We start from the raw sequence: 26,674 nt of genomic DNA, 5'->3' as shown, positions 1-26,674 counted from the left end.
CGCTGACACCGTGGGACGTCGTGTCGCGCTGGCTGCCGGAGTGGGTGCACTCCTCGGGCTGGCCTGGTGGGGAATGTTCGAGCTCCTCGCTTCGGGCGCTGTCTGCTCGAAGGACGAGTGGGGCTGCCTCGGGGCCTTCGTGACCTCTGTACCGATCTTCGCCGTGGTGGGATCGGTGGCGGGAGGACTCGCGCTGCGATCGCTGAAGGTGTCGCGGGCATGGCTGGTGGCCGTGCCCGCGACCCTCATGGCGGTGGTCGCGATGGTGCTGCTGCTGGGTGTGACCTTCCTGGCCTTCGCGGTGTTCGCCGCGTTGTACGCGTTGATCGCCGTGCTCACGAACCCTCCGCGTGAAGGTGCTGTGGAGGGTTCGTGAAGATCGCCCTCCCGCAGGGCTTGATCGGATAGTTCTGGGCACATGTTGCTGCGCACTGCGGTGGGAGCGGTCGCCGGCGTTCTGGCCGGAGCCGGGTTCGCGCTGACGCTCGAGGGGGTCTCGCGGTACTGCTACCTCCGGCCCGGCCGCACCGGCTGCGGCGTCGGGCTCCCGGTGTTCTACCCGCCCGTCTTCGCGCTGTGGATGGTCGTCGCGGGTGTCGTGATCTGGGCGGGGTTCCGGGTGGCCCGGCAGGAACGCGGATGGCTCGTGACCAGCGCCGGCAGCGTGCTGTGGGCCGTGTTGATCGTGGCCGCCGTGTGGTTCGAATCCACCTTCCTGGACCTGTACCAGGCGGATGCCGTCGTGTTCTTCATGACCGCGGCGGTCATCGTGCCGTGCGTGGCCTATGCGGTCGCCGCGGTGGCTGCGGGACGGGCGCGGCGGTGCTGACACGGGTGGTCATGGGCCTGGTCGCCGGAGCGGTGGCCGTTCTCGGCACCGGGCTGGCGTGCGTGGTGCTGTACGCCGGTTTCTGCGGGTTCTCGAAGCCGGCGCCCTGGTCGGGCGAGCGGTGCTTGATGGGCGACTACGCCGAGCTCGGGCTGTGGCTGGTGCCGGTGGTGTTGCTGGGCGGGCTGTCCGGGTCCGCGCTGCTGCACGGCTGGTTGCTGAAGGTGTGCCGCCAGCCGCAGCCCTATTCGGTGGTCGTGCCGGGGATCGCGCTGTTCTTCGTGCTCCTGTTGTTCGGGTGGGTGACGGGCGTGGTGGGGCTGGTGCTGGTCCCCGCCGTCGCGTTCGCGCTGGCAGGTGCGGCCACCAGCCGTTCAGCCCCTGGTGGGGCGGCCGCTCGATCGTCATGATCTGCCCATGAGGGGGCTCTCGGCGATGCTGGTCGCGGCGATGGTGGGGGCGTTGTGCGGCGCCGGGGTGTTCGTGGCGCTCGTACCGGTCCGCCAGATCGCCTGCGTCAGCCCCACCACGACAGGGCTGTTCTGCCTGTCCGCGATGTACCTCATGACGCCGTTCCTGATGGGCGTCGGAGTGGTCGCGGGGTGGGGACTCCTGCGGCTCACGGGTGCGGTCGCGGGCTGGCTCACCTCGATGGTGGGGATGGTGTTCGCGCTGCCGTTGCTGTACGCCGGCACCGTTCTGCTCGGCCACGCGAAGATCGCCGTGTCGACGGGTGGGCTGCTCGGTCTGGTCACGAGCTCCGCAGCCGTCGGTTTCGCCCTGGCCAGTCTCCTGCCTGATGCGCACGGCGGCCGACGGGACGGAGCGGAGCACCCCGGAAAGGACGGGACGGCGGCATGAAGGTGATCGTGGCGGCGGTGGTGGGAGCGCTTTGCGGAGCCGGGTGGTTCTACTCGATCATCGGGGTCTCGAAGCTCCCGTGTGACAGCGCTCCGCTCGTGTGCACCTTCACCATCTACCTCTACTGGACCCCGGTGCTGGTGGCACTCTGGGGAGCCGTGGCGTGGGGGCTGCTGCGGCTCGCGCGGTACTCGCCCGTATGGCCGACGGTGATCGCGGGGACGTCGATCGCGATCGCCCTGGCCTTCGTACTCGGCGTGGTGATGGTGTACCTGCTTCCGTTCTGGACCCTGCACGTCGTCGTCCCGTTCTCGGGAGCGGCCGGGTTCGCGCTGGCGGCCAAGGCGACTGCGAGCTATCGCGGGCATGTCCCGGCAGAGCGCTACGAGCAGGATGGGACGCCGTCTGCGTAGTTGTGCTCATGGAAGCGCACCGCAGGAGTCGTCATCATCCAGTCATGAGAGTGGTCGCTGCGGCGGTGGTGGGGGCGGTGTGCGCGGCGGCGTGGTGGTTGTCGTTCATTCCGATCGGTCAGTCTCTGTGCCGAGGTACCAGCGCGATCGGGTGCGTGGGTCTCATCTTCCTGTGGGTGGCCCCGATCTCGGCGGTCGCGTGGGCGGTCGTGGCGTGGGCACTGCTGCGGCTCGCCCGGTGGAGACCGGTCTGGCCGACCGCCGTGCTGGGGCCGATCGGCTCGTTCGTGCTGGCGCTGGCCGGTGCGCTGACCATCGTGGGGATGCGCGCCCAGCCGCCGGAGATCGTCGGCGTCCTGGTGGTCACGATCGCAGCAGGAACCGGGTACGCCTTGGCCGCCGTGGTCACCGCTGGTTACGGTGGACGGCGTGACAGAGCAGAGCACCACGGGCAAGACGGGTAGGGCAGGACGCCGGCTGCTGTTCCGGGTGGTCCTGTCGATGGCCGTCGGTGCCGGGCTGGTGCTCGGGTGGACGTGGGCGTACGAGTCGGGCTTCCTCAAGTCGTGGCTCGACAGCACGTCGATGTCGACGTTCCTGCTGCTCGTGCTGATCGGGCTGCCGCTCGCGCTGGTGTCGTCGCTGGTGCTGGCCGGGCCGATCCTGTGGGTCTTCGGGGTGCGGCCGGTGTGGCCGGTCATCCTGCTCGGGCCGATCGTGCTGGGCGTCGGGCTCTACTTCAAGGTGCACGAACCCGTCATCGGGTGGTTCACCAACCGGCACCACGCCGAGGCGTTGCTCGCGGCCGTCGCCTACGGGCTGGTCGGCCTGTTCACCTTCAGGAAGTAGCCGGCACCTCGTCCAGCAGGTGCAGGTCCCAGCCCTCGCGTTCGCACCAGTCCTCGGCGTCCTCGCGGGAGACGAGCATGGCGTGCCTGGGGCGTGAGCCGGCCAGGCGGTCCCAGCCGTCCGGGGCCAGCACGTAGTTCGATCCGTCGCGTGAGGCGATGAGCCGTCCGTGTGGAAACGCCATCGTCTGCTCGGTTCGCAGAAACCGCGTCATGGTGGCCATCGTGCCCTTGACCTCGACCTAAGTCGAGCCTGCACCCTCCGGTGGGGAGAAAAACCGGATGCTGAACACGGGTCTGACTTCGTACTTTGGAGACGACCTGGAGGGGGCTCATCGCGTGAGCGATCAACGTAACTCGACAATCAGGACCTTGCGGAGGTTGTGGCCGTACGTGCGGCCGCACCGCGCACGGATGACTGTCGTGCTGTCGGCGACGATGCTCGCGATGCTGTGCGGTCTCGGCATCCCGCTGCTGACGCAGCGCATCGTCGACGGTCCGATTCAGAACAAGCAGACCGGTCCGCTGCCGTGGCTGATCCTGGGAGTGCTGGTGCTCGGGCTCGGTGAGGCGGCACTGTTCTACATCCGGCGCAAGATCGTCGCCAGGCCGGCGGCGGAGGTCGAGGCGCGCATGCGGTTCGACCTGTACCAGCACCTTCAGCGGTTGCCGGTGTCGTTCCACGACAAGTGGCAGTCCGGTCAGCTGTTGTCCCGCGCCACGAACGACCTGACGACCGTGCGGAGGTTCGTGGCGTTCGCGATCGTGTTCCTGATCGTCAACACCATCGTCGTGTTCATCGGGCTGGGGATCATCGCGGCGCTCTCGCCGTGGCTGCTGATCGTGTCGCTGTGCGGCGCGCTGCCGTTGATCGTCATCTCGTACTTCTTCGAGTCGAAGTTCAAGATCGTCGCGAGGCGGGCGCAGGACCAGGCTGGCGACCTGACCACGACGGTCGAGGAGTCGGTGCTCGGCATCCGGGTGCTCAAGGCGTTCGGGCGCGGGCCGGAGCTCTCGAAGCGGTTCCTGGCTCAGGCCAAGGAACTCCGGGCGACCGAGCTCAACAAGATCTCGATCCTGGCCGCGCTGTGGTCGGTGCTGATCGTGCTGCCGGAGCTGTCGATCGCGGGCATGCTCGGCGTCGGCGCGATCGGCATCGTGAACGGCTGGATGACGGTCGGCACGCTGGTCGCGGCGGTCGCGGTGAGCGCTTACCTGCGCTGGCCCATCGACTCCATCGGCTGGCTGCTGGCGGAGACGAACCAGGCCGCCTCGGCGCTGGAACGCTACTGGGAGGTCATCGACTCCCCCGTCACGATCACCGGCCCCGCCTCGCCCGCGCCGCTGCCCACGCCGCTGCGCGGGCACGTGCGTTTCGAGGGCGTGCGGTTCGCGTTCGAGGACGGTCGCGAGGTGCTCTCGGGCATCGACCTGGACCTGCAGCCCGGCGAGACGGTGGCGCTGGTCGGCGCGACGGGGTCGGGCAAGACGACGCTGACCGCGCTCGTGCCTCGGCTCGCGGACGTGACCGGCGGCCGGATCACGATCGACGGCGTCGACGTGCGGGACCTCGCGCTGGAGGACCTGCGGACCGTCGTGGGCACGGCGTTCGAGGAACCCGTGCTGTTCTCCGCGTCGGTCACCGAGAACGTGGGGCTGGGCGTCCCGAACGTCACCGAGGCCCAGGTGCGCGAGGCGCTGCGGGTGGCCAAGGCGGAGGAGTTCGCGGACGCGCTGCCGTGGGGTCTCGCGACCCGCATCGGCGAGCAGGGCCTGTCGCTGTCCGGTGGTCAGCGGCAACGGCTGGCGCTGGCGCGTGCGGTCGTCGGCAGGCCGGCGGTGCTGGTGCTGGACGACCCGCTGTCGGCGCTGGACGTCCACACCGAAGCCGAGGTGGAGGGCGCGCTGCGCAGGGTGCTGCGCGACACGACGGCGCTCGTCGTGGCGCACCGGTCGTCGACCGTGCAGCTCGCCGACCGGGTCGCGCTGCTGGTCGACGGAAAGATCGCCGCGATCGGCTCGCACCGGGAACTGCTGGACACCAACGAGGAGTACCGCCGGCTTCTGTCCAGCATGGACGAGGACCTGGTCGAAGAGGAGGTGGCGTCGTGAGTGAAGTTGTCGCACCCGTTGCGGCTGAAGAGGAATGGCGCGGTGTCGCCTCCGAGGAGATCGAGGAGATCTCGTACTCGACGGGGCTGCGCCTGCAGGCCCGCTCGCGCAGGCTGCTGGGATCGCTGCTGCGTCCGCACGTCGCCCGCACCTCGCTGGCGATCGCCGCGGTCGTCAGCGGCAACCTGGCGGCCCTCGCGGGGCCGTTGCTGATCGCCGCCGCGATCGACAGGGGCATCCCGGCCGCGATCGGCGGCAGTCCGGCGATCCTGATCTGGTGCGTCGCCGGCTACGCGGTCTGCGCGCTGCTGATGACGTTCCTGCGCTGGGCGTTCCTGCGGATCTCCGGCCGGGTCGGCCAGGACCTGCTGCTGGACCTGCGCGGCCGGATCTTCCGGCACTCGCAGGGCCTGTCGGTCGGCTTCCACGAGTCGTACACGTCCGGCAAGGTCATCTCCCGCCTGACCAGCGACGTCGACGCGTTGCAGGACCTGCTGGAGGAGGGCCTCGACAGCCTGTTCAACGCCGCGCTGTCGGTGGTGGGCATCGCGGTGATCCTGATCTGGCTCGACGCCCCGCTGGCGTCGGTCGTGATCGCGGGCTTCGTGCCGCTGTACTTCCTGTGGCGCTGGTTCCGGCGCCGGTCGATGGACGCGTACCGGGGCACGCGCGGGGCGATCGCCAAGATCATCGTGCAGTTCGTGGAGTCCATGAACGGCATCCGCGCGGTGCAGGCGTTCCGGCGCCAGCCCCGCAACGAGCAGATCATGGCGGGCTTCAACGGCCAGTTCCGCGACGCGAACACCGACGCGCTGGGCGTGATGGCCACGTTCGTCTCGACGATCCGCGCGATCGGCAACGTGTCGCTGGCCGTGGTCCTCGCCTGGGGTGCCTTCCGGGTGGCGGACGGTGCCGTCGAACTCGGCGTGCTGGCGGCGTTCATGCTGTACCTGCGCCGTTTCTACGACCCGTTCGACGAGCTGGCGATGTTCGCGAACTCCTACTCCTCCGCCACCGCCGCCCTGGAGAAGATCTCGGGCGTCCTGGAGGAGCAGCCGTCGGTGCCGGAACCGTCGTCGCCGGTGGCCATGCCGCACGCAAGGGGCGCCGTCCGGTTCGCCGACGTGGAGTTCCAGTACCCCGGCACGTCCCGGCAGGTGCTGCCGAGGTTCTCGCTGGACGTGCCGGCGGGGCAGACCGTGGCCCTGGTCGGCGCGACCGGCGCCGGCAAGACCACGGTGGCGAAGCTCGTGGCCCGCTTCTACGACCCGTCGGCGGGCTCCGTGCGGCTCGACGGCACGGACCTGCGCTCGGTCCTGGACACGGACCTGCGCCGGGCCGTGGTGATGGTGACGCAGGAGAACTTCCTGTTCTCGGGTTCGGTGGCCGACAACATCGCCCTGGGCCGTCCGTCGGCGTCGCGGGCGGAGATCGAGGCCGCCGCGGCCGAGGTGGGCGCGCACGAGTTCATCGCCGCCCTCCCGGACGGCTACGACACGGACGTGCGCAAACGGGGCGGTCGCCTGTCCGCCGGACAGCGGCAAATGGTCGCGTTCGCCCGCGCGTTTCTGGCGGATCCGGCGGTACTGGTGCTGGATGAGGCAACATCGTCCTTGGACGTACCCACCGAACGCGCCGTGCAGGCAGCGCTGGAGACAGTGCTGGCGGACCGGACCGCGTTCATCATCGCCCACCGCCTGTCGACGGTCCTGATCGCGGACCGCGTTCTGGTGCTGGATGGTGGCATTGTGGTGGAAGACGGCTCCCCCGCGGAGCTGATCGGTGAGCGGGGCCGGTTCGCCGCCCTGCACACGGCCTGGCGCGACTCGCTCGCGTAGGCCTGCAGGTCGCGTTCGCGCCAATGGGGATCTGGCGCGAACGCGACCTCACGACTCCAGCGCGGTCGTTCTCCCCTCGTCACCGCGTCCGCTAGGTTTCTGGCCGAAGGTCCAGACCGAGGAGGACGCAGTGGAGTTGCGAGTCCGGGACGGCCGCGCCGTGCTGGCCGGGGAAGACGACTCCGGCGAGCGCGAGGTCGACCCGCACAGCCTGCCCCTCGGTGCCGATCTGGCCGAGGCGCTGCACGAGTGGGCCAAGGTCGCCGACGCGGTGGAGCGCACCGAGACGCCCTCGGACGGCGTCGCCAACGCGCTGGTCGCGCGCAGGGGCAAGCAGCTCGCGGGCAGGATCGCCGCGGTCATGAACTCCCCCGTCAGCTACACCGACCCGGTCAGCGGCGAGCTCGTCAGCGTCGAGGCGCCGGAGCCTCCGTTCGAGCCCGCGGTCCCGCGGGTGGACGAGCCGGAGCCGACGCCGTGGGGCACCGGGCTCACGGTCAGCGTCATCACGGCCGCGATCGTCACGGTGACCGTCGTGTCGCTGTCGCTCGGGCTGGGCGAGACCAGCCGGTGGCTCGCGCTCGTGGCGAACGTGCTGGTGGTCGGCGGTCTCGCGCCGTCGGTCTGGCTGGGGCGCAGGGTGCCGGTGTGGCGCTGGGTCGCGTACGGCGTCGTGACCGGGGTGCTGGTCGCCTGGCTGGCCCTGATCCTCACGCTCCTCTAAGCACCTGGCCAGCGGTCTTGTCCGAAACCTCGTGTCCTAGTCGGCGCCGAGGCGTCTGCAAGTACCACCAACTCTTGATCGAATCGCCGTTAACTACACCCAACCTGTTCGCCGCCTGACGAACAGGCGCCGTGCTCTCAGACCCCCGCAGGCCTGTTGGTAGTAGGAAAGTGCCTGTTGATGTTGAGTTGGTGGTACTTGCAGACGCCATCAGTGCCAGGTGCGGGGGCGCTCGGGCGAGTAACGGACACAGCTTCTGGCAACAGGACTAGATCTAGAGCAGGGCGTAGAACGCCACCGCGCCCGCGGTGGCCACGTTCAGCGAGTCCACGCCCGACGACATCGGGATGCGCACGGCCAGATCGGCGGCGTCGATCGCCTCGTCGGTGAGGCCCGGCCCCTCCGATCCCAGCAGGACCGCGACCCGGCGGCCGCGCAAACCCGCATCTGCAAGATGCAGGGCGGTTGCGCGGGGTGTCAGGGCGGCAACTGTATAACCCTTTTGCCTCAACAAGTTCAGCGCCGCGGGCCACTCATCCGTGGTAGCGAACGGCACGCGCAGGACGTGACCCATCGAGACCCGCACGCTGCGCCGGTACAGCGGGTCGCTGCAACCCGGCCCCAGAACCACGCCGTCGACGCCCAGTGCGGCGGCGTTGCGGAAGATCGAACCCAGGTTCTCGTGATCACCCACGCCCTCCAGCACGGCGAGCCGCTGGGAGGTCTCGGCGAGCTGTTCGAACGACACCGCGGGAGCGCGGTCCGCGGCCGCCAGTACACCCCGGTTCAAGTGGAAACCAACGGCAGACGCCATAACCTCTGCTGACGTCACGTAAGCGGGAACGTCCAGGTCAGAAAGGTCCAGCGCCTCGATCCGCCGCCGCACCCCGAGCAGCCCGCGCACCGGGTACGGCGACGCCAGCAGACGTTCCACCACCACGACGCCCTCGGCGATGACGAGGCCTCGTCCGCCCGGCCGATCCGGTCTGCGGTCGGCCGTCGACAGGTCCCGGAAGTCGTCCAGCCGGGGGTCAGCCGGGTCGTTGATCTCGATCACCTTCGCCACGCCGGAAGTTTCGCATCCGGCACGAGGTGGAACAGGCGAGGTAGTCCGGAGGGCGGAACCGCACACGCCCGACCAGCGGATGATCGCTGGTTGTTACCTCCACGTGACAGAGAGCACCGTTTTGGGCGATGTAAAGGGGGATTGCGCTGTGCGACTTTTGGCGTTCCGCCTGGCCCGCGCCCACCGGCGCCGAGCGAAGGGGTAGCGGCATGGGAAGTGAAGTGTCCAGCCGCACTTTCACCAGAGACGATCGCCAGCGCTATCGCGAGAAGATGCAGCGAAGTCTCGACGCATTGGCCACGATGCTGGCCGAAGACACGTTCTCCTTTCCCCGGCGGCAGATGGGGCTCGAGATCGAGCTGAACCTCGTCGACGACGCGATGCGGCCGGCGATGGCGAACTCGGAGGTGCTCGAGAAGATCGACGATCCCTCCTACACACTGGAGCTGGGACAGCAGAACCTGGAGATCAACGTCCCGCCGCGCGAGCTCGCCGGCGGTGAGATGCTTGGCCTGGAAGAAGAACTGCGGCAGTCGCTCGACAACGCCGACGCCAAGGCCAACGACGCGGGCGCCAACCTCGCCATGATCGGCGTGCTGCCCACGTTGCGGGAGCGGCACTTCGACCGCAAGTGGCTCTCCGAGGCGCCGCGGTACGCGCTGCTCAACGACACCATCTTCAAGGCTCGTGGCGAGGAGATGGTGCTGCGTATGGAGGGCCCGGCGATGCCGGGCAGAGGTCCGGAGAAGCTGGACACCTACGCGGAGTCGATCCTGCCGGAGGCCGCGTGCACGTCCGTGCAGCTGCACCTCCAGGTCGAGCCGACGCACTTCGCCGCGCACTGGAACGCCGCGCAGTGCCTGGCTGGCGTGCAGGTCGCGATCGCCGCGAACTCGGCGTTCCTGCTGGGCAAGGCGCTTTGGCACGAGACGCGGATCCCGTTGTTCGAGCAGGCCACCGACACCCGTCCGGACGAGCTGAAGAACCAGGGCGTCCGTCCGCGCGTGTGGTTCGGTGAACGGTGGATCACGTCGATCTTCGACCTGTTCGAGGAGAACGTGCGCTACTTCCCCAGCCTGCTGCCCGAAACCGACGACGAGGACCCGTTGGAGGTCCTCGAAGCCGGTGGTGCGCCTCGTCTTTCCGAGCTGCGGCTGCACAACGGCACGATCTGGCGCTGGAACCGCCCCGTCTACGACGTCGTCGACGGCGTGCCGCACCTGCGTGTCGAGAACCGCGTCCTGCCCGCGGGCCCCACGGTGCTCGACACGATGGCCAACGCCGCGTTCTTCTACGGCGCCCAGCGAGCCCTCACCTCGCAGGAACGTCCACTGTGGACGCAGATGTCGTTCCAGGCGGCCGAGGAGAACCTCTACACGGGCGCCAGGCACGGCATGAACGCCCAGCTGTACTGGCCGGGCATCGGCTGGATCCCGCCGGACGAGCTGGTGCTGCGCCGGCTCCTGCCGATGGCGCACGACGGCCTGCGCGACTGCGGTGTCTCCGACGAGGCCCGTGAGCGCTACCTCGGCGTGATCGAGCAGCGGTGCCTCGCACGGCGCACGGGATCGTCGTGGCAGCGGGAAACCGTTGCGCTGCTGGAAGAACGCGGCATGGCCCGGGACGCGGCCCTGTCCGGCATGCTGAAGCGGTACATGGAGCTGATGCACGCGGGCGAGCCCGTGCACACCTGGCACGTGGGCTAGGCCGTGTCCTGCAGGTCCGTTCGATGAGAGTCACGGGCGAGAGACCCGGAGGCGGTGCTGCCGGGGCGCCCTCATACCGGAGGTATTCGGGCGTTCCGGCGGTGCCGCCTCCGGGGCCCTCGTCCGCGACTATCGCGGACGAGACCTGCAGGACACGGCCTAGGGCCGGAGCTTCTCCCACACGGCCTTGGGCAGGCCGGCGTCCACGGCGCCGGCCTCGCCCGCGAACACCGACACCGACAGTTCCGGTGTGGCCGCGGCGAACCACGCGTGCCGTACCTCGGCCGGGTCGCTCGCGCGGCAGGCCGTCCAGAGGTCGTCACCACAGGCCGGGTCTTTCCTCAGCACCTCGTTGACCTGGTTCGCGATCTCCTTGCTGCGCAACGGATCCCGGTCGAACGCGGGCTGCGGCGTGTCCAGCGCCTGGTAGAGCGTCGCCCCGTGCACGTCGGTGACGTGCGTGACGAAGTGGGCGTCGCGGTGCACTCCCTCCGCGGCGAACGTCGCGTAGCCGGACGCGAGGTCGAGCGTGCGCAGCCCGCCCTCTGGTCCGTCGAGCAGCTTCGTCCGGGTGCCCTCGACGTCGGCGTACTCCGGCACACCGGCCTTTTGCGCCACCCTGACCGCCCGCAGCGCATCGCCCTGGTCCAGCGGCTTGCCCTCCTGCAGTGCCGCGGCGGCGCTGAACGGGAAGAACACCGAACCGGGCTGCCTCACCACCCCGCCCGCGCGATCAGGAGCGGCGTCCTCGCCCGGCGCGTAGGCCCGCACGGAACCACTGGCGGGGTCGACGGCCACCAGCCCCGCACGCCCCGCGGCACGGTCCCGGATCGCCGCCGCGGCGGCGGACTGCGCCTTCGCGTCGATCGTCGTCACCACGACGGCGCCGTCCTGGCGGAGCCTGTCCAGGGACAGCGACCCGCGCGTGGCGAGCTCCCTGGCGATCTGCCTGACCAGCGATGTCTCGGGGTCGCCGGAGCGCCAGAGCTCCGACGCGTCCGCGTACTGCAGCACCACGTACCTGGCCGGCGGCTCATCGAACCGATGCCACACCACGGCACCGGCGATCACCACGACCAGCACTCCCAGAACGACCAGAACCCGCTTCATCGCATCCCCCAGCGTGAAACTCCCCCAGGGGATCGAATCTAGCGGCGGCGCCCCGCCTTCAGGGGTGCCACGTCCGCACCGTCGTGGGAGATCCGGCACTCGTCCGGCGTCACGGCCTCGACCGCCAGCGTCAGCTCGCCCTTCACCCCCGTGTAGATCGACTCGCCGCGCGACGCCAGCGAGGCGTGCACGCGGTTCGAGTCGGTGAAGTCGCGTTCGTCCTTCACGCGCTTCTTGCCGGTCTCCTCGGGCCTGGTCGCGCTGCGGAGGTTGACCTCCAGCCACGCGGCGACCTCAGCCGGCGACGTCAGCACTTCCTCAGGGGTGCGTTCCAGCCGAACCTGCCGAGGAGAAGCGTGGTCGAGCGAAGTGTGCTCCACATAGGCGTGCCAGTGGGTGTTGCGCATCGACCAGGTCTGTTCGACCGGCCAGTCCTCCTCGGTGGTCATGACTCATATCTTCCACCCTTCACACGAGGAAACGTGAGAAGGTCGCGGACGTTGAGCTCGTGATCCACCCGCACGGCCGATGCGAGCCGCCGATCGTGCGTGACCAGCAACAACGTGCCGTCATAATTGTCGAGTGCTTGTTCCAGTTGTTCGATCGCCGGCAGATCGAGATGATTCGTCGGTTCGTCCAGGACCAAACAAGTAGTGCCACGGGCTTGCAACAAGGCCAATCCGGCGCGGGTGCGTTCCCCCGGCGAGAGCTCCCGCGCCGGCCGCAGCACCGCGTCCGCGCCGAGCCGGAACTTGGCCAGCAGCGTGCGCACCTCGACGTCCTGCCGTCCCGTCGCGTCCGCCACGATCCGCAACGCGCTCTCGTCGCTCGCGAACTCCGCCCGCAGCTGGTCGACCTCGCCGACGACCACACCGGGTCCGATCGAGCGGTCGCCCTCCAGCAACGGGATGCGCCCGAGCAGCGCGCCGAGCAACGTCGACTTGCCGGCACCGTTGGGTCCGGTGATCCGCCAGCGTTCGCCGGCGCCGATCGTGAGGTCGACCGGCCCGAGCGTCACGTCGCCGCGGCTGACCACGGCCCCGCGCAACGTGAACGCGACCGAGCTGCCACGCCCGGCCGTCGGCAGGGTGAGCCGCAGCTGCCAGGCCTCGCGCGGTTCCTCGACCTCCTCCAGCCTCGCGAGCTGACGGTCCACAACGGACGCTTTGGCGGTCAGGCTCTCCGCACCGCGCTTGTGCCCCGCCCTGACGTTGCGGTCCGGTTCGTCGTTGAGCGCCTTGGCACTCGTCGCCCGCCGCACGCCCTTGCGCGACCACTCCCTGACCTGCCGGCTGCGCTGCGTCAGCGCGTCGCGCTTGGCCTCGAACGCCTCGTACTCCTCGTGGGCACGGCGTTCCGCGTTCGCCTTCTCCTCGACGTAGGCGTCCCAGCCGCCACCGAACACGGCGATCTTGTGCGTGAACTCGTCCAGTTCGGCGATCGCGGTCGTGGTGCGCGCCAAGAACTCCCGGTCGTGGCTCACCAGCACGATCGCGCCCTGACAGCCCCGCACATGGGACTCCAGCAGGTCTAGCCCGGCGGCGTCGAGGTCGTTCGTCGGCTCGTCGAGCAGCAACACGTCGGCGCGCGTCAGCAGCACCGCCGCGAGCCGCAGCCGTGCCTGCTGGCCACCCGAGAGCTCGTCCGGCTCCCTGCCGTCGAGCAGGTTCGCCCGCAGGCCAAGGCGTTCGCAGACGGCGTCGGCGCGTTCGTCGAAGTCACCGGCACCGATGGCGGTCCAGTGGTCGAACGCGTCGGAGTACCCGTCACCGCCGCCGTCCGCGAGGGCCTCGGCCTCCCGCTGCAACCGCTGCTCTGCCCGCGCGACACCGGTGCGGCGCGCGAGGTGGTCCCTGAGCGACTCTCCAGTTACGTGGAGGGTCTCCTGGGTCAGGTGCGCGACGGTCCCGGTGCTTGAGACAGATCCGGATTCCGGCAGCAGCTCGCCGGAGAGCAAGCGGAGCAGCGTGGACTTGCCGACGCCGTTGGGCGCGATCAGACCGACGCGGTCACCAGGCGAAACATCGAAATCAACCTCCGAGATCACGGTCCTCGGACCGAACGACAGCGAAATATTCCTGGCTGTCAGCACGGACACGCTTACGACGGTACGGCCGGACGCAACTGGTTAACTGGCGCTTGTTGCTAGTAAGTTGCAAGTACCTAGAGATTGCAATTGGGGAGTTGTCATGGCCCAGTACGTGCTGCCGGATCTCGACTACGACTACGGCGACCTCGAGCCGGCGATCATCGGCGAGATCAACGAGCTGCACCACGGCAAGCACCACGCCGCTTACGTGAAGGGCGCGAACGACACGCTGGAGCAGATCGAGGAGGCCCGCGACAAGGAGGCCTTCGGCGGCATCGTCGGCCTCGAGACCACACTGGCGTTCCACCTGGCCGGCCACGCGCTGCACCAGGTGTGGTGGAAGAACCTCTCGCCCAACGGCGGCGACAAGCCGGTCGGCGAGCTCGCGGCCGCGATCGACGAGCACTTCGGCTCGTTCGACAAGTTCCGCGGCCAGCTCAACGCCGCCGCGTCGTCGATCCAGGGCTCCGGCTGGGGCATCCTCGCGTGGGAGCCGATCGGCCAGAAGCTGGTCACGCTGCAGCTCAAGGACCACCACTCGAACCTGTCGATCGCGACCACGCCACTGCTCGCGTTCGACATCTGGGAGCACGCGTACTACCTGCAGTACCGCAACCTGAAGGCCGACTACATCTCGGCGCTGTGGAACGTCGTCAACTGGGAGGACGTGTCCGCTCGCTTCGAGGCGGCGCGCGCCGGCCAGAACGGCCTGCAGCTCTGATCCTCACCCTGGACTTCAGCGGTGGGTGCTCCGACAAGCTCCCCGCTCGCTGAACACGACGAGGCCCCCGCTCTGCCCAGAGCGGGGGCCTCGTCCGTTCCCGAACTGACTGCCGCTCCCACCACGAAGCGACGAGACTTAGGTTAGCCTAACTTCGCTTGATTGGGAAGCCCCGCAGATCAGGCGTCGTCCAGCCCCTGCTGAGCCCCGCGTGATCCGCGCCTCGCAGCCCGGCGTTGCCAGTAGAAGACTCCGTACCCGATGATCCCGAGCAGACCGCCGGACAGCGTCGTCCAGATCAGAGTGGAGTTCGAGCGGTCGACGAGCAGCACCACGAAAAACCCGAGGAACCACAGCGCGGTGCCACCGAGCACGACCGGCACGGGGTCGGCCAGACGGTGAGGCAGCGCGGGCGGGTGTGGGGCTGCGGAGTCGCGTTCGGACACATCGGTAAGGAGAGCAGATGTTCGACGGGTTCTTCAAGATTTCCGAGCGCGGGTCGACCGTGGCGCGCGAGGTGCGCGGCGGTGTCGTCACGTTCTTCACGATGGCCTACATCGTCGTGTTGAACCCGCTGATCATCGGCAGCTTCGCGCCGACGGGGCCCGGTGCGCACCCCGACGTGCTCGGCAACGTCCTGCCGGTCGGGCAGGTGGCCGCCGTGACGGCGCTGGTCGCCGGCGTGATGACCATCCTCTTCGGACTGATCGCGAACTACCCGTTCGCGCTGGCCACGGGACTGGGCATCAACTCGTTCGTCGCGGTTTCAGTGGCGGCCAAGGTCACGTGGCCGGAGGCGATGGGCCTGATCCTGGTCAACGGCCTCGTGGTGCTCCTCCTGGTCGTCACGGGTGTGCGGACCGCGGTGTTCAACGCCGTGCCGAACGAGCTCAAGGCCGCGATCGCGGTCGGCATCGGCCTGTTCATCTGCTTCATCGGACTCGTGGACGCCGGTTTCGTGCGCAGGCTCCCGGACGCCGCGAACACCACCGTGCCGGTCGGGCTCGGCATCAACGGGTCGATCGCGAGCTGGCCGACGCTGGTGTTCGTGGTCGGACTGGTGCTCACGGGTGTGCTGTTCGCGCGCAGGGTCAAGGGCGCGATCCTCATCGGCATCGTCGCCACGGCGATCTTCGCGATCGTGCTGGAGGCGATCGTCAAGGCAGGGCCGTCGGCGGGCGTCAACGCCAAGGGCTGGAACCTCGGTTACCCCGCGCTGCCCGACCAGGTCTTCGGCGTGCCGGACCTGAGCCTGCTCGGTGAGGTGTCGTTCGGCGCGTGGACGCGGATCCCGGCGCTGGCTGCCGCGCTGATCGTCTTCACGCTGGTCCTGACCGACTTCTTCGACACCGTCGGCACGATGACCGGACTGGGCAAGGAGGCCGGCCTGATCAAGGAGGACGGCCAGCTGCCGAACGTCAGCAAGGCGCTGTTCGTCGACGGCCTCGGCGCCGTGGCCGGTGGTGCCGCGTCCAGCTCGTCGAACACCGTCTACATCGAGTCGGCGTCCGGCATCGCGGAGGGCGCCAGGACGGGCCTCGCGAACGTCGTGACCGGCGTGTTGTTCCTGCTCGCGATGTTCTTCACGCCGCTGTACGAGGTCGTGCCGATCGAGGCGGCGGCACCCGCGCTGGTGATCGTCGGCGCGCTGATGATGATGCAGGTCCGCGAGATCGACTTCACCGACTTCAGCATCGCCCTTCCCGCGTTCCTCACGATCGTGGTCATGCCGTTCACCTACTCGATCGCGAACGGCATCGGCGCGGGCTTCGTCAGCTACGTGCTGCTCAAGGCCCTCACGGGCAAGTTCCGCGAAATCCACGCGCTGATGTGGATCGTGGCGGCCGCTTTCGTCGTCTACTTCTCGTTGGGACCGATCCAGGCCCTGCTGAGCTGACCTTTCGGCAGGAAACTATTTCGTGAGGTATGCTAACTACGTGGCGATCGATCAGCACGGACTGGCGAGCAGGCTCAGGCTTGCCGTCGTTCGCCTCAACCGCCGCCTACGAGCGCAGCGCACCAACTCGTCGGTGTCGCTCACGCAGGTGTCAGCGCTGTCCACACTGCACAAGTGCGGACCGCTGACCCCGGGCGAACTGGCGGCAAAAGAAGGCGTGCAGCCGCCGTCCATGACGCGCGTGATCGCCGCCCTGGAGGAGTTCGGGTTCGCCACGCGCAGCCCGCACCCCACCGACGGCCGTCAAGCCATCGTCGAGCTCACGGGCGAAGGCTTGTCGTACCTGGAAGACGAGATCACGGCCCGCGAGGCGTGGCTGGACAAGAGGCTGGCCGAGCTGGACCCCGAGGAACGGGAACTGCTCACGCGGGCCGCCGAAATCATCGACAGGATGGCGGGTCAGTAAGAACGTGTCGGGTTACGCGGGTGGTGGAGCGGACAGTTCGCCACCTCGTCGTACCGGAATGTTCGGATCCTTAGGCATATACAACTATCGCCTCTACGCCTCCGGCCAGATCATCTCGCTGGTCGGCGTCTGGATGCAGCGGGTGGCCCAGGACTGGCTGGTCCTGGAGCTGTCCAACGGCTCCCCCGTCGCACTCGGCTTCGCCGCCTCCCTGCAGTTCCTCCCCGTCCTGCTGCTCTCCATGTGGGGCGGCGTCCTCGCCGACCGCATGGACAAGCGCAAACTCCTGCTGTGGCTCGAATCGGCGCTGGGCGTCTGCGCCCTGGCCCTGGGCATCCTCGACGTCACCGGCGTGGTCGAGCTGTGGCACGTCTACCTGCTCTGCCTGCTGCTGGGCGCCTTCTCCGCGGTGGAGACCCCGGTGCGCCAGTCGTTCGTCGTGGAGATGGTGGGCCGCGACCAGCTGACCAACGCCGTGGCGATCAACTCGATGATGTTCAACCTGGCCCGCATCATCGGCCCGGCCATCGCGGGCGTGACGATCGTGGCGATCGGCACGGGCTGGGTCTTCCTGGCCAACGCCATCAGCTTCGTGGGCGTGGTGGGCGGCATCTGGCTGATGCGCACGTCCCAGCTGCTGCGCTCCGATCCCCTGCCGCGCGAGAAGGGCCAGCTGCTCTCCGGCCTCCGCTACGTCAGAAGCCGTCCGGATCTCATGACGGTCATGCTGCTCGTGTTCTTCATCGCCACGTTCGGCATGAACTTCTACATGACACTGGCGATCATGGCCCGCAACGTCTTCGGCGGAGATGCCGACGCCTACGGCCTCCTGTCGACGTTGATCGCGGTGGGCACCCTCGCCGGCGCAACGCTGGCAGCCAAGCGAAAAACCCCGAAGCTGACCGTGTTCATCGGTTCCGGCGTCATCTTCGGCGCGCTGGAGATCGTCTCCGGGTTCATGCCGACGATCCTGCTGACCGGGCTGATGATGATCCCGGTGGGCGTGGCGATGATGACCTTCAACACGACCGCCAACGCCACCATCCAACTGGCCGTGGAACCGGAGATGCGCGGCCGCGTGATGGGCATCTACATGCTGGTGTTCCTGGGCGGGAACCCGGTGGGCGGCCCGCTGATGGGCTGGCTGGGCGAGATCAACGGCAGGGCACCGATCATCATCGGGGGCGCGGTGTCGATGCTGGTGACGATCACCGCGTGGATCATCCTGGTGAAGCGCGGCGACATCGCCAAACCGAGGCTGCGGCGACGCCGGCAGGCCCCGGCGGAGGCGCTGCCGGAGCCGGCCGAGGTAGCGAGCTAGGGCGCGAACTCCGTGGAGGGTTCGGTGGCGTAGTTCTTCCAGATCGGCGTCATGGTCTCGCGCGTCATGGGCTGCCCGGACTCGACCATGGCCTTGAGGTCGCGGAAGTACTGCACGTACAGGTCCGGCGTGAAGGTGGTCAGCATGACCGCCGGGTCGTCGCCGGGGTTGGCGAAGGTGTGCGGCGCGCCCGGCGGGACGGTGACCCACGTGCCGGCACCGACCTCGTGGTCGTCCACCCCGATGGTGAACCGCACGGTGCCCGAGAGCACGTAGAAGCCCTCGTCGTGCTGTGCGTGCCGGTGCTGTGGCGGACCGGGCGTGTGCGGCGGGATGACGACCTCGCCGATGCCCAGGCGGCGAGCGGTGTTGCTGCCGTCCTCGAGGATCCGGATCTGCGACGGACCGCTGGCGATGAGCTCGCCCTCGCCGGGCCTGACGATCGACACCTGTGCCATGAGGAAGCCTCCCGATGTGATTGCAGCTTGTGCAATCACCGTAGCACCAGTGACTGCACAATGTGCAGTCGCTAGTCTCAGCGCATGCCGCGATGGAAACCGGACGCGCCCGAGCGGCTGCAGACCGCCGCGTTGGATCTCTTCGACCAGCAGGGGTTCGAGCGCACGACGGTCGCCGAGATCGTCCAGCGGGCGGAGCTCACCCAGCGGACGTTCTTCAACCACTTCGCCGACAAGCGCGAGGTGCTGTTCGGGATGAGCGCGCAACTCCAGCGGGAGATCGTCGGCGAGATCGAGGCCGGCGACGACACCGCGTCACCGTTCGACGTCGTCGTGCACGCGCTGGAAGTCGTCGCCGACAGGATGTTCGAGAGCCGCCGTGCCGTCGTGGCGCGCCGCTACGCCGTCATCGCCGCGAACCCGGAGTTGCTGGAACGCGAACTCGGCAAGAACGCCGCGCTCACCGAGGCCATCGCCGACGCGCTGCACACGCGGTGCGGTGATCCCGAGACGGCGTTCCTCGCCGCCGGTGCCGCCGTGCTCGCGCAGCAGGCGGCGTTCCGGCAGTGGACGCGACCGGGCGAGACCCAGACCTTGAGCGAGCTCATGCAGGACGCGGTGCGCGCCCTGCACACGACGGTCAGCCCAGCAGCGTGGCAGCGCTCGGATCGGTGATCAGGGCGACGAACGTGTGCCGGTCGGCCCACCGCTCGGAGACCCAGGCCAGCGCCCGTCCCAGCCCCTCAGGCGTGTCCGCGGCGTGCGGAACGCCGTCCACCATCCACCACTCGACCCGCTGTCCCTCGACGTGCAGTTCGTCGTGCACCACGACGACCCCGTCGGGCAGCGGGATCTCGAGCAGCTCACAGGCCATCCGCACAGCGGCCAGATCCTGCCACTGGACCACTTCCCCGACGTGGTCCGGCGATCCGTCGAACTCCTCGGAGGCCAGCGCCAGGTCCAGCAGGTCGGCGAGTTCCTCCGAGCCGTCCGCGAGCAGCACCCTGGAGGCCGGAGCCAGCCCCAGCAACCACGGGTGGTCCAGCACGACGACGTCCTCGGCGGCCGCCACGGCCCCGGAGAGCACGCGAAGCCGCTCCGGCGGGGCGAAGTCTCCTTCGGGCAACGCCGCGTGGGCACGCAGCACCACGGCGTCCGCGATCACGCGGTCCGCGTCCCCGAGCCGTTCCAGCACGAACTCGGCATCGTCGTCGTCCCAGATCTCCAGCGACGACCGGACGCCGGCGGCCCGCAGCACGTGCTCGGGCAGTTCGAGGTCCGGCACCGTGTCGAACAGCCCGTCCAGCAGCGTGGCCTCGGCCAGCCGGTACTCCCGCGGCGACTTGCCCGCCAGCAGGGCGTGCCGGGCGATCCACCAGCCCGTGTAGCCGTCGGGTTCGGTCACGGCACGCCAGGTCACCGGGTCGGAGGCCAGCAACCGCAGCGCGGCGGGCCAGTCCCCGACGAGGTCCAGGTCCCGGACGGCCACGACACGGCTGGGCTCGTCCGGCACGGACGCCCACCACGCGGACTCGTCGGCCAGGTCGTGGTCAGGGCCGGAGGGCTCGTCGTCGACGACCACCGAGAACCCGTCCACCACACCGACTGCGACCAGTGCGGAACGCGGGTAAGAGTCGGCGATCTCCTTGGACAGCAACGGGAACGCGTCGGCCTCGACCACTCCGACCAGGGGCGAGTCCGGCAGCAGCAGCTCGTCCGCGCGATGCCACTCACCGGTGCCGTCCGGCAGGGCCAGCGACCCCAGCCAGGGCTCCTCGCCGGCCCGCAGGGAGGCGCGGTCCACGAGGCGCAGCACGGTCTCGACCAGGTCGAGGCCGTCGAGTCCTGCCTCGGCGTCCTCCAGCGACCGCGCCACGTTCTCGCGCAACGAGGGATCGGCGAGCAGTTCGGCGGCACCGGCCTCGACCGCGCCCAGCCGCACCAGCAACGGGTGCACGGCGTCCGGGTGCACGACCCTCAAGCCGGGCAACGGGTCGTCGGCGATCAACGTGGTCCGCGGACCCGTCACCACCCGGCCGTCGGCCAGCGGCACGGGCAGCGAGCCCAACGCCTCGCGGACGTCCGGGTCCACCTCGGCGAGAGGCGCGAAGGCCGCGTAGACCTCACGCCACCAGCCGGGATCACCGGAGACGCCGGCCAGGGCAGCCACGACCTCGGCCGTGGTCACGCGCGGAACTTCCAGTGCCGCCAAGGCCTTGGCGTGCACCGGGGCGGACAGCTCGGCGTCCAGCAGACCGGGCAGTGCGTCCTCGACCAGGTCGACGAGCTCCTCGGAGCCCACGTCCAGCACACGGGCCCGCGCGGGCTCGATCCACTCGCCGGAGGCCAGCGGCAGCCAGGCAGAAGCGCGCAGCGAGCGCACCACGGCCGTCCGCAGTCGATCGTCCACTTCGGACAGCGGGAAGCCGGGCAACGGCACCAGGGCGGTCCGCTCGATGGCCGGCACGCGAGCGACCAACGCGGGGTAGGCGGCGGCAGCGGCGTCCAGCACCGCCCACGCGGCGGGCCCCGGCAGGATCCGGCGGCGCGAGGGCTCGACCGGCAGGGTCGCGATCAGGCGCGCGGGCAGCGAAAGGCGCTCGTCGGTCGGGGTCGGCGCGTGCAGCACGTCCTCGCCCAGCTCGGCATCAAGCGGGTACGCCCACGACACAGTCCACTGAGGACGGTGCTCGACGCCCTGGACGAGCTCCGCGGGCAGCTCGCCGACGGTGCGCTCGACCAGCCAGCGCGACGTGCCGACGGTGACGACGCCGTCCTCGGTGACGAAGCGTTCCCACGACTGGTCGCCGACCTCGATGCGACGCAGGCCCGGCAGCGCCAGGAGCAGGTCCGGCACCTCTGCGGCCAGGTCGTCCAGCGACAGGTCGACCTTCAGCGGCAGGCGGACCTCGGTCGCGAACCCGTCCGGCACGTCCTCCACGACGGGCCAGACCAGGCGCAGCACCGGCACGTCGCCGCCGCGTTCGGAGGCGAGCTCCGGCACCTCGGCACGGGTGCGCGCCAGGGAGAACTCGACGCCACCCGTCGTGGAGACCACGCGCGGGGCGTCCGACACGGCCAGGACGGCCGCGAAGCCGACGCCGAACTGGCCGACACCGGACTCCTTGGAGGAGGCCCTCAACGACGCCAGAGCGGCGACACCGGCCTCGGTCAGCGGCGCGCCCGTGTTGGCCGCGCGCAGCTCACCGTCAACAAGAGTGATCCGCAGCACACCCGGCTCGGAACCGGCCGCGTCGGCCGCGTTCTGGGCCAGTTCGACGAGCAACCGGTCCCGGTAGCCGCCGATGCGGAGGTCTTCCTCGGCGTTCGCGTCTTCGCGGAACCGGGTGGGCGACCCGCGCCACGCGGCGAGGACCGAGGTGCGCAGGACCTCGGTGCCGAACGGGTCGGTCACTCCGAGACGTCCAGAACGTCCAGCTGCGCGTCGTCGTAGACCAGGTCGGCGACCGGCACCATCGGGCTGATGTCGACCTCGACCTGAGAGTGCGCGCCGCAGCCGTACTCGACGTGCACGACGTGGCCGTCCGCCGGGGCGATCTCGTTGGCGCAGACGCCGAACGCGGCACCGAACGCGCCGGCGACGCGGGTGTAGAAGCCGCAGGTCCCGCAGTGCGCGGGGGCGCTGCGGGCCATGTCGGAGCGCGGGCCGAACTCCGAGTCGGCCCAGCGGTCGGCGGCGTCGGTGCGACCCTCGCGGGACAGGACGCGGGTGCGGCCGAGGCCGATCTCCAGCGCCACCTCCTCGACCGCGGGGTCGTCGGACTGCACGTACGCCTCGATCAGGCGCGGGTCGTTCTCGCGGGGCGGCATCAGGTCGCCCACGCCCAGGTCACCGGCGCGGACGCGTTCGCTCCACGGCACCCACTCGGGGGCGACGAGCGCACCCTGGCCGGGCAGCAGAACGACCTCGCTGACGGACACGGGCGTGCCCTCGCCTGCGTAGGCGACGGTCACCGCCCAGCTCCAGCCGCGGTAGCCGGCGTGCTCCGCCTCGAAGAGGTGCGTGACGGAGTACTCGTCCTCGTCCTGCACCCCGACGTGAGCGCCGACGCGTTCCGCCCCTGCCTCCTCCTGCGCGGCGGCGCGGGCGAGATCAACGGCGTCGAAGAGCATCTCAGTCGCGGTCACGTGGTGAATTGTGCCGCAGGTCTTCGCCGGGACGAAAACTCGTGCCACCCTCCGTTGGGTGCGCTCACCCGTCTGGCTGGTCCTCGTCGCGGTCTTGGCCGCGTGTTCGACGCCACAAGAAGCAAAACCGCAGGTAGAAGTCCTGCAGAAGATTCCGCACGACACAACGGCGTTCACCCAGGGGTTGGAACTGGTCGACGGCGTCCTCTACGAGGGCACGGGGCTCGAGGGCCAGTCGACGATGCGCGCGCTCGATCCGTCGAGCGGCGACGTCCAGAAGAAGGTCGACCTCCCGCCGGACTTCTTCGGCGAGGGCATCACCGTCGTCGGCGACACCATCTGGCAGATCACCTGGCGCAACGGCGTCGCGATCGAACGCGACCGCAGGACGCTGAACGAGCTCCGCCGCGTCGAGTACCAGGGCGAGGGCTGGGGCATCTGCGACGACGGGCAGCGGCTCGTCATGAGCGACGGCACCGCGAAGCTGACCTTCCGCGACCCGAAGACGTTCCAGGAGAACGGCAGCGTGCAGGTCACGCGGGACGGTCAGCCGCTCACCCAGCTCAACGAGCTGGAGTGCGTCGGCGGCAAGGTCTGGTCGAACGTGTGGAAGACCGACGAGATCGTGCGCATCGACCCGGCCACCGGGAAAGTGACCAACAGCTACGACCTGTCATCGCTCAAGCCGCAGGGTGACGTGGACGTCCTCAACGGCATCGCGCACGTCCCCGGGACCAACGAGTTCCTGGTCACAGGTAAGAACTGGCCCACCATCTTCCGAGTGAGGTTCAACGGGATGGGGCAGGATTGACGTGTGACGGACGACCGCGGGCGGAGTGACGGACCGGCTCCGAAGCGCTACCCGTGGCAGGACGACGAGTACCAGCCGCGAGAGCGCCGCCGGGCCACGTCCGAGCACGGTTTCCAGCCCCCGCCCCGCCGTCCGCAGAACACCCGTCCACTGCCCAACCAGGACCAGCAGACGACACCGACGCCCAAGCCGCCGCGCAAGCTCACGGTCACCCGCGTCGCCTGGTTCCGCAGCAAGCAGATCTCGCAGCAGGCGGTCGCGGCGTTCCGGCGCGCGGCCCGTGCCGACGGCGCCGGGAAGTCCGGCATGACGTCGGTGACCTACGCCGTGATGATGAACTACGCCGCCGACGCAGCGATGGCCGTCGCGCTGGCGAACACGCTGTTCTTCTCGGCCGCGTCCGCCGAGTCCAAGACCAAGGTCGCGCTCTACCTGCTGATCACGGTCGCGCCGTTCGCGTTGGTCGCGCCGGTGATCGGCCCGCTGCTGGACCGGATCCAGCGCGGTCGCCGGCTCGCGCTGGCGGCGTCGTGCGTGCTGCGGATCGGGCTGTCGGTCGTGATGGCGCTGAACTTCGACAACTGGCTGCTGTACCCGGCGGCGCTGGGCAGCATGGTGCTGAGCAAGTCGTTCACCGTGCTCAAGTCCGCGATCACGCCCCGCGTGCTGCCGCCGGACATCACGCTGTCCAAGACCAACGCCCGCATGACGATCTTCGGACTCGCGGCGGGCGGCGTGTTCGGCGCGGTCGCCGCGGGCTTCGCGAACCTGTTCGGCTCGCCGGGCGCGCTGTGGTTCACCGCCGTGCTGTGCCTGGTGAACGCGTGGCTGTGCATGAAGATCCCGTCCTGGGTCGAGGTGACCGAGGGCGAGGTGCCGGCGACGCTGACCCCGAAGGCGGCCAGGCAACCCGTGTCGCGGCACGTGGTGGTCTCGTTGTGGGGCAACGGTTCCATCCGCGTGCTGACCGGCTTCCTGACGTTGTTCGCGGCGTTCGTGATCCGCGAGCAGACCGAGGGCGACGCGGTGCGGCAGCTGCTCCTGCTCGGCGTGATCGCCGCCGCGGCGGGGGTCGGCAGCTTCCTGGGCAACGCGATCGGCGCGCGCCAGACCTTCGGCAAACCGGACGAGGTGGTCCTCGCCTGCGTCGGCACGGCACTGGCGGCCACGATCGTCGCCGCCGCGCTGCCGGGTCTGGTCACCGCCGCCGTCGTCGGACTGCTGGGCGCCACGGCGTCGTCGCTGGCCAAGGTCAGCCTCGACGCGGTGATCCAGGACGACCTGCCGGAGGAGTCGCGCGCGTCCGCGTTCGGCCGCTCCGAGACGGTCCTGCAGCTCGCGTGGGTCTTCGGCGGCGCGCTGGGCGTGCTGCTGCCCGCGACGTTCTGGGTCGGCTTCCTGGTGCTCGCCGTGCTGCTCGCGCTGGGCCTCACGCAGACGTGGATGTACCGCAACGGCACGTCGCTGCACAAGCTGGTGCTCCGCAGGCCGGCGCCGGTGACCCCGTAGGCTGCCTGACGTGCGTCGACTTGCTTCTGTAATGGCCGCCAGCGTTCTCGTGCTGTCCGGATGCTCGCTCCAGCAGCACGACCCGGAGGTCACGTTCTACGCGAACGGCAAGACCATCCGCATGGAGCCGACGATCTACTGCGACGTCGAGGGCTCCAACTGCGCCGAGAAGAACGCTCCCGGCACGCTGAAGGTGCCGGCGGGCAAGGTCGTGCAGATCTCCGTGGACGGACGGCTCGCGGACGGCCTCTGGGAGGTCGTGTGCGTGTACGAGAACGCCGCGCGGGTCCAGGAGGGCTGCACCTCGCCGTTGCTCGGCAAGGGCGAGAACTACACGTACACGCTGGCCGTGCCGAACGACTCCGACCAGCTGCTGCGCATCGAGGTGCACGAGGCGGCCGGCGCGGTGCTGGAGACCGGCCAGCCGCTCATGCGCGGTTCGTGGGTCGTCGACATCACCCGCTGATCACCGCACGCGGGGCGCTTTCGTACCGTCATGCAGTACGAAAGCGCCCCGCGTGCCGCAGCGAACGGCTATCGCCTGCCGAACGCCTCCCACCACTCGCTGGGGGCGATCCGCAGTGCCGAGTCCATCAGGGCCTTGCCGGTGTCGGTGACCACCGACGCCTGCATGGTCTGGATGAAGCGCTCCATCTTGGTGATGCCCGCGGCCTGGTACTCCCTGGCCTGCAACAACAACTCCAGCTTGTCCGCGTCGCGCGAGCAACGCGCCTCCGGCGTGTAGTCGTAGCTGGTCTTCGCGGACTCGTGCTCGGCCACCAGCGCCTCGATGTGCGCGGCGAGCGGCGCGGGCAGGTGCTGGACCTGTTCGCGCGCCACGTCCTCCGGCGGCATCTTCACGTCGAGGTAGAGCTTGCCGACGTACGGGATGTCGCCGGTGCGCGCCTCCGGCACGTCGTGGAAGAGGCCCAGAGTCGCCGCCCTGTCGGGGTTCGCGTCCTCCTGCACGGCGATCGCGTACGCCAGCACGCCCACCCGGAACGAGTGGGCGGCCACCGACTCGGGGTTGGGCACCCCGGCGAAGAGCCACCCCGCCCTGGGCAGGCGTTTGAGCTGGCCGACCTCGTAGACGAACTCGACGATCCTGTCAGCGTCAGACATGACGCTGATCCTTTTACGGATCGAGGTCCCGCGCCACCACGCGGACGGCCTCGGCGACGAGTTTCATGGTCTTCTTGTCCGACGGGTAGCGGCCGCGGCGCAGGTCGGGCTGGACCTTGTTCTCGAGGAGCCTGATCACTTCCTCGATCAGGCCGTGCAGCTCCTCGGCGGGACGGCGGCGCGCCTCCGCGACGGACGGCGCCGGGTCGACCAGGCGCACGGACAGCGCCTGCGGCCCGCGGCGGCCCTCCGCCATGCCGAACTCGATGCGCTGGCCGGCCTTGAGGCCGTCGACGCCGGGGGGCAACGCCGCTTTGCGGACGTAGACGTCCTCGCCACCGTCCTGCGTGACGAATCCGAAGCCCTTCTCCGTGTCGTACCACTTGACCTTGCCGGTCGGCACCGCGCTCACCATTCCCTTGCTTCTGCACAACGAACGCGCCCGGGGCGTACCCAGGACGCGTCCCACCAGAGTAGCCAGAAGACCAGGCGGAGGGCACCTCCGTTAGCGCGACGAGTGCGCCGACCACTAACCCTTGCCGGTCGCATTCGCTGTTCAGACGGGTACATCACAGCACCCTGCTGAGCACCGGATGCGGCCGGTGAGGATTGTGGTCGGCGCAC

At 69.4% G+C, this 26,674-nt stretch carries 30 protein-coding genes; 19 read left to right on the top strand and 11 right to left on the bottom strand.

The genetic code is table 11. The annotated features are described in order from the left end of the window. Window positions 1-10: 10 nt before the first annotated feature. The 7 genes from ACSHWB_RS17230 to ACSHWB_RS17200 are packed head-to-tail and all read left to right on the top strand — an operon-like array spanning window position 11 to window position 2,952. Window positions 11-376, top strand: coding sequence for a hypothetical protein (locus tag ACSHWB_RS17230; RefSeq protein WP_439663029.1), 366 nt, complete (start codon window positions 11-13; stop codon window positions 374-376). A gap of 42 nt (window positions 377-418) precedes the next feature. After that, window positions 419-829: a hypothetical protein gene (locus ACSHWB_RS17225; protein WP_439663028.1), complete on the top strand. Its 411-nt coding sequence runs from the start codon at window positions 419-421 to the stop codon at window positions 827-829. Next, window positions 823-1,239: a hypothetical protein gene (locus ACSHWB_RS17220; protein WP_439663027.1), complete on the top strand. Its 417-nt coding sequence runs from the start codon at window positions 823-825 to the stop codon at window positions 1,237-1,239. Before ACSHWB_RS17225 ends, ACSHWB_RS17220 begins: the two co-directional genes overlap by 7 nt. 7 nt (window positions 1,240-1,246) lie before the next feature. Next, entirely contained in the window at window positions 1,247-1,690 is a 444-nt protein-coding gene (locus ACSHWB_RS17215; RefSeq protein ID WP_439663026.1) for a hypothetical protein, read from the top strand. Then, window positions 1,687-2,103, top strand: a complete 417-nt coding sequence (locus ACSHWB_RS17210) for a hypothetical protein (RefSeq protein WP_439663025.1) — start codon at window positions 1,687-1,689, stop codon at window positions 2,101-2,103. The genes ACSHWB_RS17215 and ACSHWB_RS17210 overlap by 4 nt, the downstream gene beginning before the upstream one ends. A gap of 44 nt (window positions 2,104-2,147) precedes the next feature. After that, window positions 2,148-2,567, top strand: a complete 420-nt coding sequence (locus ACSHWB_RS17205) for a hypothetical protein (RefSeq protein ID WP_439663024.1) — start codon at window positions 2,148-2,150, stop codon at window positions 2,565-2,567. After that, entirely contained in the window at window positions 2,533-2,952 is a 420-nt protein-coding gene (locus ACSHWB_RS17200; RefSeq protein ID WP_439663023.1) for a hypothetical protein, read from the top strand. The genes ACSHWB_RS17205 and ACSHWB_RS17200 overlap by 35 nt, the downstream gene beginning before the upstream one ends. Here ACSHWB_RS17200 and ACSHWB_RS17195 read toward each other — a convergent pair. After that, window positions 2,942-3,166, bottom strand: a complete 225-nt coding sequence (locus tag ACSHWB_RS17195; RefSeq protein ID WP_439663022.1) for a hypothetical protein — start codon at window positions 3,164-3,166, stop codon at window positions 2,942-2,944. The genes ACSHWB_RS17200 and ACSHWB_RS17195 overlap by 11 nt on opposite strands. Window positions 3,167-3,323: 157 nt before the next feature. Here ACSHWB_RS17195 and ACSHWB_RS17190 point away from each other — a divergent pair, with 157 nt between their 5' ends. The 3 genes from ACSHWB_RS17190 to ACSHWB_RS17180 all read left to right on the top strand — a co-directional run bounded on the left by ACSHWB_RS17190 (window position 3,324) and on the right by ACSHWB_RS17180 (window position 7,625). Continuing rightward, on the top strand, window positions 3,324-5,063 hold the full coding sequence (locus tag ACSHWB_RS17190) for an ABC transporter ATP-binding protein (RefSeq protein ID WP_439663021.1): 1,740 nt from the start codon (window positions 3,324-3,326) through the stop codon (window positions 5,061-5,063). Further along, complete coding sequence (locus ACSHWB_RS17185) at window positions 5,060-6,901, top strand: ABC transporter ATP-binding protein (RefSeq protein ID WP_439663020.1); 1,842 nt, start codon at window positions 5,060-5,062, stop codon at window positions 6,899-6,901. The genes ACSHWB_RS17190 and ACSHWB_RS17185 overlap by 4 nt, the downstream gene beginning before the upstream one ends. Window positions 6,902-7,031: 130 nt before the next feature. Continuing rightward, window positions 7,032-7,625 (top strand): DUF2537 domain-containing protein, encoded by a 594-nt coding sequence (locus ACSHWB_RS17180; protein WP_439663019.1) that lies wholly within the window; start codon window positions 7,032-7,034, stop codon window positions 7,623-7,625. 274 nt (window positions 7,626-7,899) lie between these two features. On the opposite strand, the gene ACSHWB_RS17175 is transcribed toward ACSHWB_RS17180, so the two are convergent. Then, a complete protein-coding gene (locus ACSHWB_RS17175) occupies window positions 7,900-8,691 on the bottom strand; it encodes a TrmH family RNA methyltransferase (protein ID WP_439663018.1) in 792 nt (263 codons plus the stop codon). 209 nt (window positions 8,692-8,900) lie between these two features. Here ACSHWB_RS17175 and ACSHWB_RS17170 point away from each other — a divergent pair, with 209 nt between their 5' ends. After that, a complete protein-coding gene (locus ACSHWB_RS17170; protein ID WP_439663017.1) occupies window positions 8,901-10,397 on the top strand; it encodes a glutamate--cysteine ligase in 1,497 nt (498 codons plus the stop codon). 159 nt (window positions 10,398-10,556) lie between these two features. Here the strand turns inward: ACSHWB_RS17170 and ACSHWB_RS17165 are convergent, their stop codons facing one another. From ACSHWB_RS17165 to ACSHWB_RS17155, 3 genes are read right to left on the bottom strand one after another with little or no spacing between them, the layout of a single operon-like run. Next, complete coding sequence (locus ACSHWB_RS17165) at window positions 10,557-11,507, bottom strand: hypothetical protein (RefSeq protein WP_439663016.1); 951 nt, start codon at window positions 11,505-11,507, stop codon at window positions 10,557-10,559. A gap of 38 nt (window positions 11,508-11,545) precedes the next feature. Beyond that, window positions 11,546-11,956, bottom strand: coding sequence for a hypothetical protein (locus ACSHWB_RS17160; protein WP_030467775.1), 411 nt, complete (start codon window positions 11,954-11,956; stop codon window positions 11,546-11,548). Continuing rightward, complete coding sequence (locus ACSHWB_RS17155) at window positions 11,953-13,605, bottom strand: ABC-F family ATP-binding cassette domain-containing protein (RefSeq protein ID WP_439663015.1); 1,653 nt, start codon at window positions 13,603-13,605, stop codon at window positions 11,953-11,955. Before ACSHWB_RS17155 ends, ACSHWB_RS17160 begins: the two co-directional genes overlap by 4 nt. Window positions 13,606-13,696: 91 nt before the next feature. Here ACSHWB_RS17155 and ACSHWB_RS17150 point away from each other — a divergent pair, with 91 nt between their 5' ends. Beyond that, window positions 13,697-14,317 carry a superoxide dismutase gene (locus ACSHWB_RS17150; RefSeq protein WP_439663014.1) on the top strand — a complete coding sequence of 207 codons (621 nt, stop codon included), beginning with the start codon at window positions 13,697-13,699 and terminating at the stop codon, window positions 14,315-14,317. A 179-nt stretch (window positions 14,318-14,496) separates the two neighbouring features. Here the strand turns inward: ACSHWB_RS17150 and ACSHWB_RS17145 are convergent, their stop codons facing one another. Further along, a complete protein-coding gene (locus ACSHWB_RS17145; RefSeq protein ID WP_439663013.1) occupies window positions 14,497-14,763 on the bottom strand; it encodes a DUF2530 domain-containing protein in 267 nt (88 codons plus the stop codon). Window positions 14,764-14,780: 17 nt separating this feature from the next. On the opposite strand from ACSHWB_RS17145, the gene ACSHWB_RS17140 reads away from it, so the two are divergent. Genes ACSHWB_RS17140 through ACSHWB_RS17130 form a run of 3 tightly spaced genes read left to right on the top strand, consistent with a single transcriptional unit; the run spans window position 14,781 to window position 18,001 of the window. After that, entirely contained in the window at window positions 14,781-16,214 is a 1,434-nt protein-coding gene (locus ACSHWB_RS17140; protein WP_439663012.1) for an NCS2 family permease, read from the top strand. A gap of 40 nt (window positions 16,215-16,254) precedes the next feature. Continuing rightward, window positions 16,255-16,680 (top strand): MarR family winged helix-turn-helix transcriptional regulator, encoded by a 426-nt coding sequence (locus ACSHWB_RS17135; protein ID WP_402912104.1) that lies wholly within the window; start codon window positions 16,255-16,257, stop codon window positions 16,678-16,680. Window positions 16,681-16,738: 58 nt separating this feature from the next. Further along, a complete protein-coding gene (locus tag ACSHWB_RS17130; RefSeq protein ID WP_439663011.1) occupies window positions 16,739-18,001 on the top strand; it encodes an MFS transporter in 1,263 nt (420 codons plus the stop codon). Here ACSHWB_RS17130 and ACSHWB_RS17125 read toward each other — a convergent pair. After that, window positions 17,998-18,459: a cupin domain-containing protein gene (locus ACSHWB_RS17125; protein WP_439663010.1), complete on the bottom strand. Its 462-nt coding sequence runs from the start codon at window positions 18,457-18,459 to the stop codon at window positions 17,998-18,000. The genes ACSHWB_RS17130 and ACSHWB_RS17125 overlap by 4 nt on opposite strands. 84 nt (window positions 18,460-18,543) lie before the next feature. Between ACSHWB_RS17125 and ACSHWB_RS17120 the strand changes: the two genes are divergently transcribed. Further along, the gene (locus ACSHWB_RS17120) at window positions 18,544-19,134 is read left to right on the top strand and encodes a TetR/AcrR family transcriptional regulator (RefSeq protein ID WP_439663009.1); all 591 of its coding nucleotides are present in this window, start codon (window positions 18,544-18,546) and stop codon (window positions 19,132-19,134) included. Here ACSHWB_RS17120 and ACSHWB_RS17115 read toward each other — a convergent pair. Further along, complete coding sequence (locus ACSHWB_RS17115; protein WP_439663008.1) at window positions 19,100-21,874, bottom strand: sacsin N-terminal ATP-binding-like domain-containing protein; 2,775 nt, start codon at window positions 21,872-21,874, stop codon at window positions 19,100-19,102. The genes ACSHWB_RS17120 and ACSHWB_RS17115 overlap by 35 nt on opposite strands. After that, window positions 21,871-22,608: a DUF3027 domain-containing protein gene (locus ACSHWB_RS17110; RefSeq protein ID WP_439663007.1), complete on the bottom strand. Its 738-nt coding sequence runs from the start codon at window positions 22,606-22,608 to the stop codon at window positions 21,871-21,873. The genes ACSHWB_RS17115 and ACSHWB_RS17110 overlap by 4 nt, the downstream gene beginning before the upstream one ends. Window positions 22,609-22,666: 58 nt before the next feature. On the opposite strand from ACSHWB_RS17110, the gene ACSHWB_RS17105 reads away from it, so the two are divergent. From ACSHWB_RS17105 to ACSHWB_RS17095, 3 genes are read left to right on the top strand one after another with little or no spacing between them, the layout of a single operon-like run. Further along, window positions 22,667-23,419 carry a glutaminyl-peptide cyclotransferase gene (locus ACSHWB_RS17105; RefSeq protein WP_439663006.1) on the top strand — a complete coding sequence of 251 codons (753 nt, stop codon included), beginning with the start codon at window positions 22,667-22,669 and terminating at the stop codon, window positions 23,417-23,419. Window positions 23,420-23,422: 3 nt separating this feature from the next. Further along, window positions 23,423-24,928 (top strand): MFS transporter, encoded by a 1,506-nt coding sequence (locus ACSHWB_RS17100; RefSeq protein WP_439663005.1) that lies wholly within the window; start codon window positions 23,423-23,425, stop codon window positions 24,926-24,928. A gap of 31 nt (window positions 24,929-24,959) precedes the next feature. Continuing rightward, entirely contained in the window at window positions 24,960-25,394 is a 435-nt protein-coding gene (locus tag ACSHWB_RS17095; protein ID WP_439663004.1) for a DUF2771 family protein, read from the top strand. A gap of 68 nt (window positions 25,395-25,462) precedes the next feature. Here the strand turns inward: ACSHWB_RS17095 and ACSHWB_RS17090 are convergent, their stop codons facing one another. Then, window positions 25,463-26,050, bottom strand: coding sequence for an HD domain-containing protein (locus ACSHWB_RS17090; protein WP_439663003.1), 588 nt, complete (start codon window positions 26,048-26,050; stop codon window positions 25,463-25,465). Between the two features lie 13 nt (window positions 26,051-26,063). Then, a complete protein-coding gene (locus ACSHWB_RS17085; protein WP_191303833.1) occupies window positions 26,064-26,453 on the bottom strand; it encodes a cold-shock protein in 390 nt (129 codons plus the stop codon). Window positions 26,454-26,674: the final 221 nt, after the last annotated feature.

Origin of the sequence: Lentzea sp. HUAS TT2, assembly GCF_051853195.1 — a bacterium.
Taxonomy (GTDB): Bacteria; Actinomycetota; Actinomycetes; order Mycobacteriales; family Pseudonocardiaceae; genus Lentzea.
This window is presented reverse-complemented; position numbering and strand designations above follow the sequence as displayed.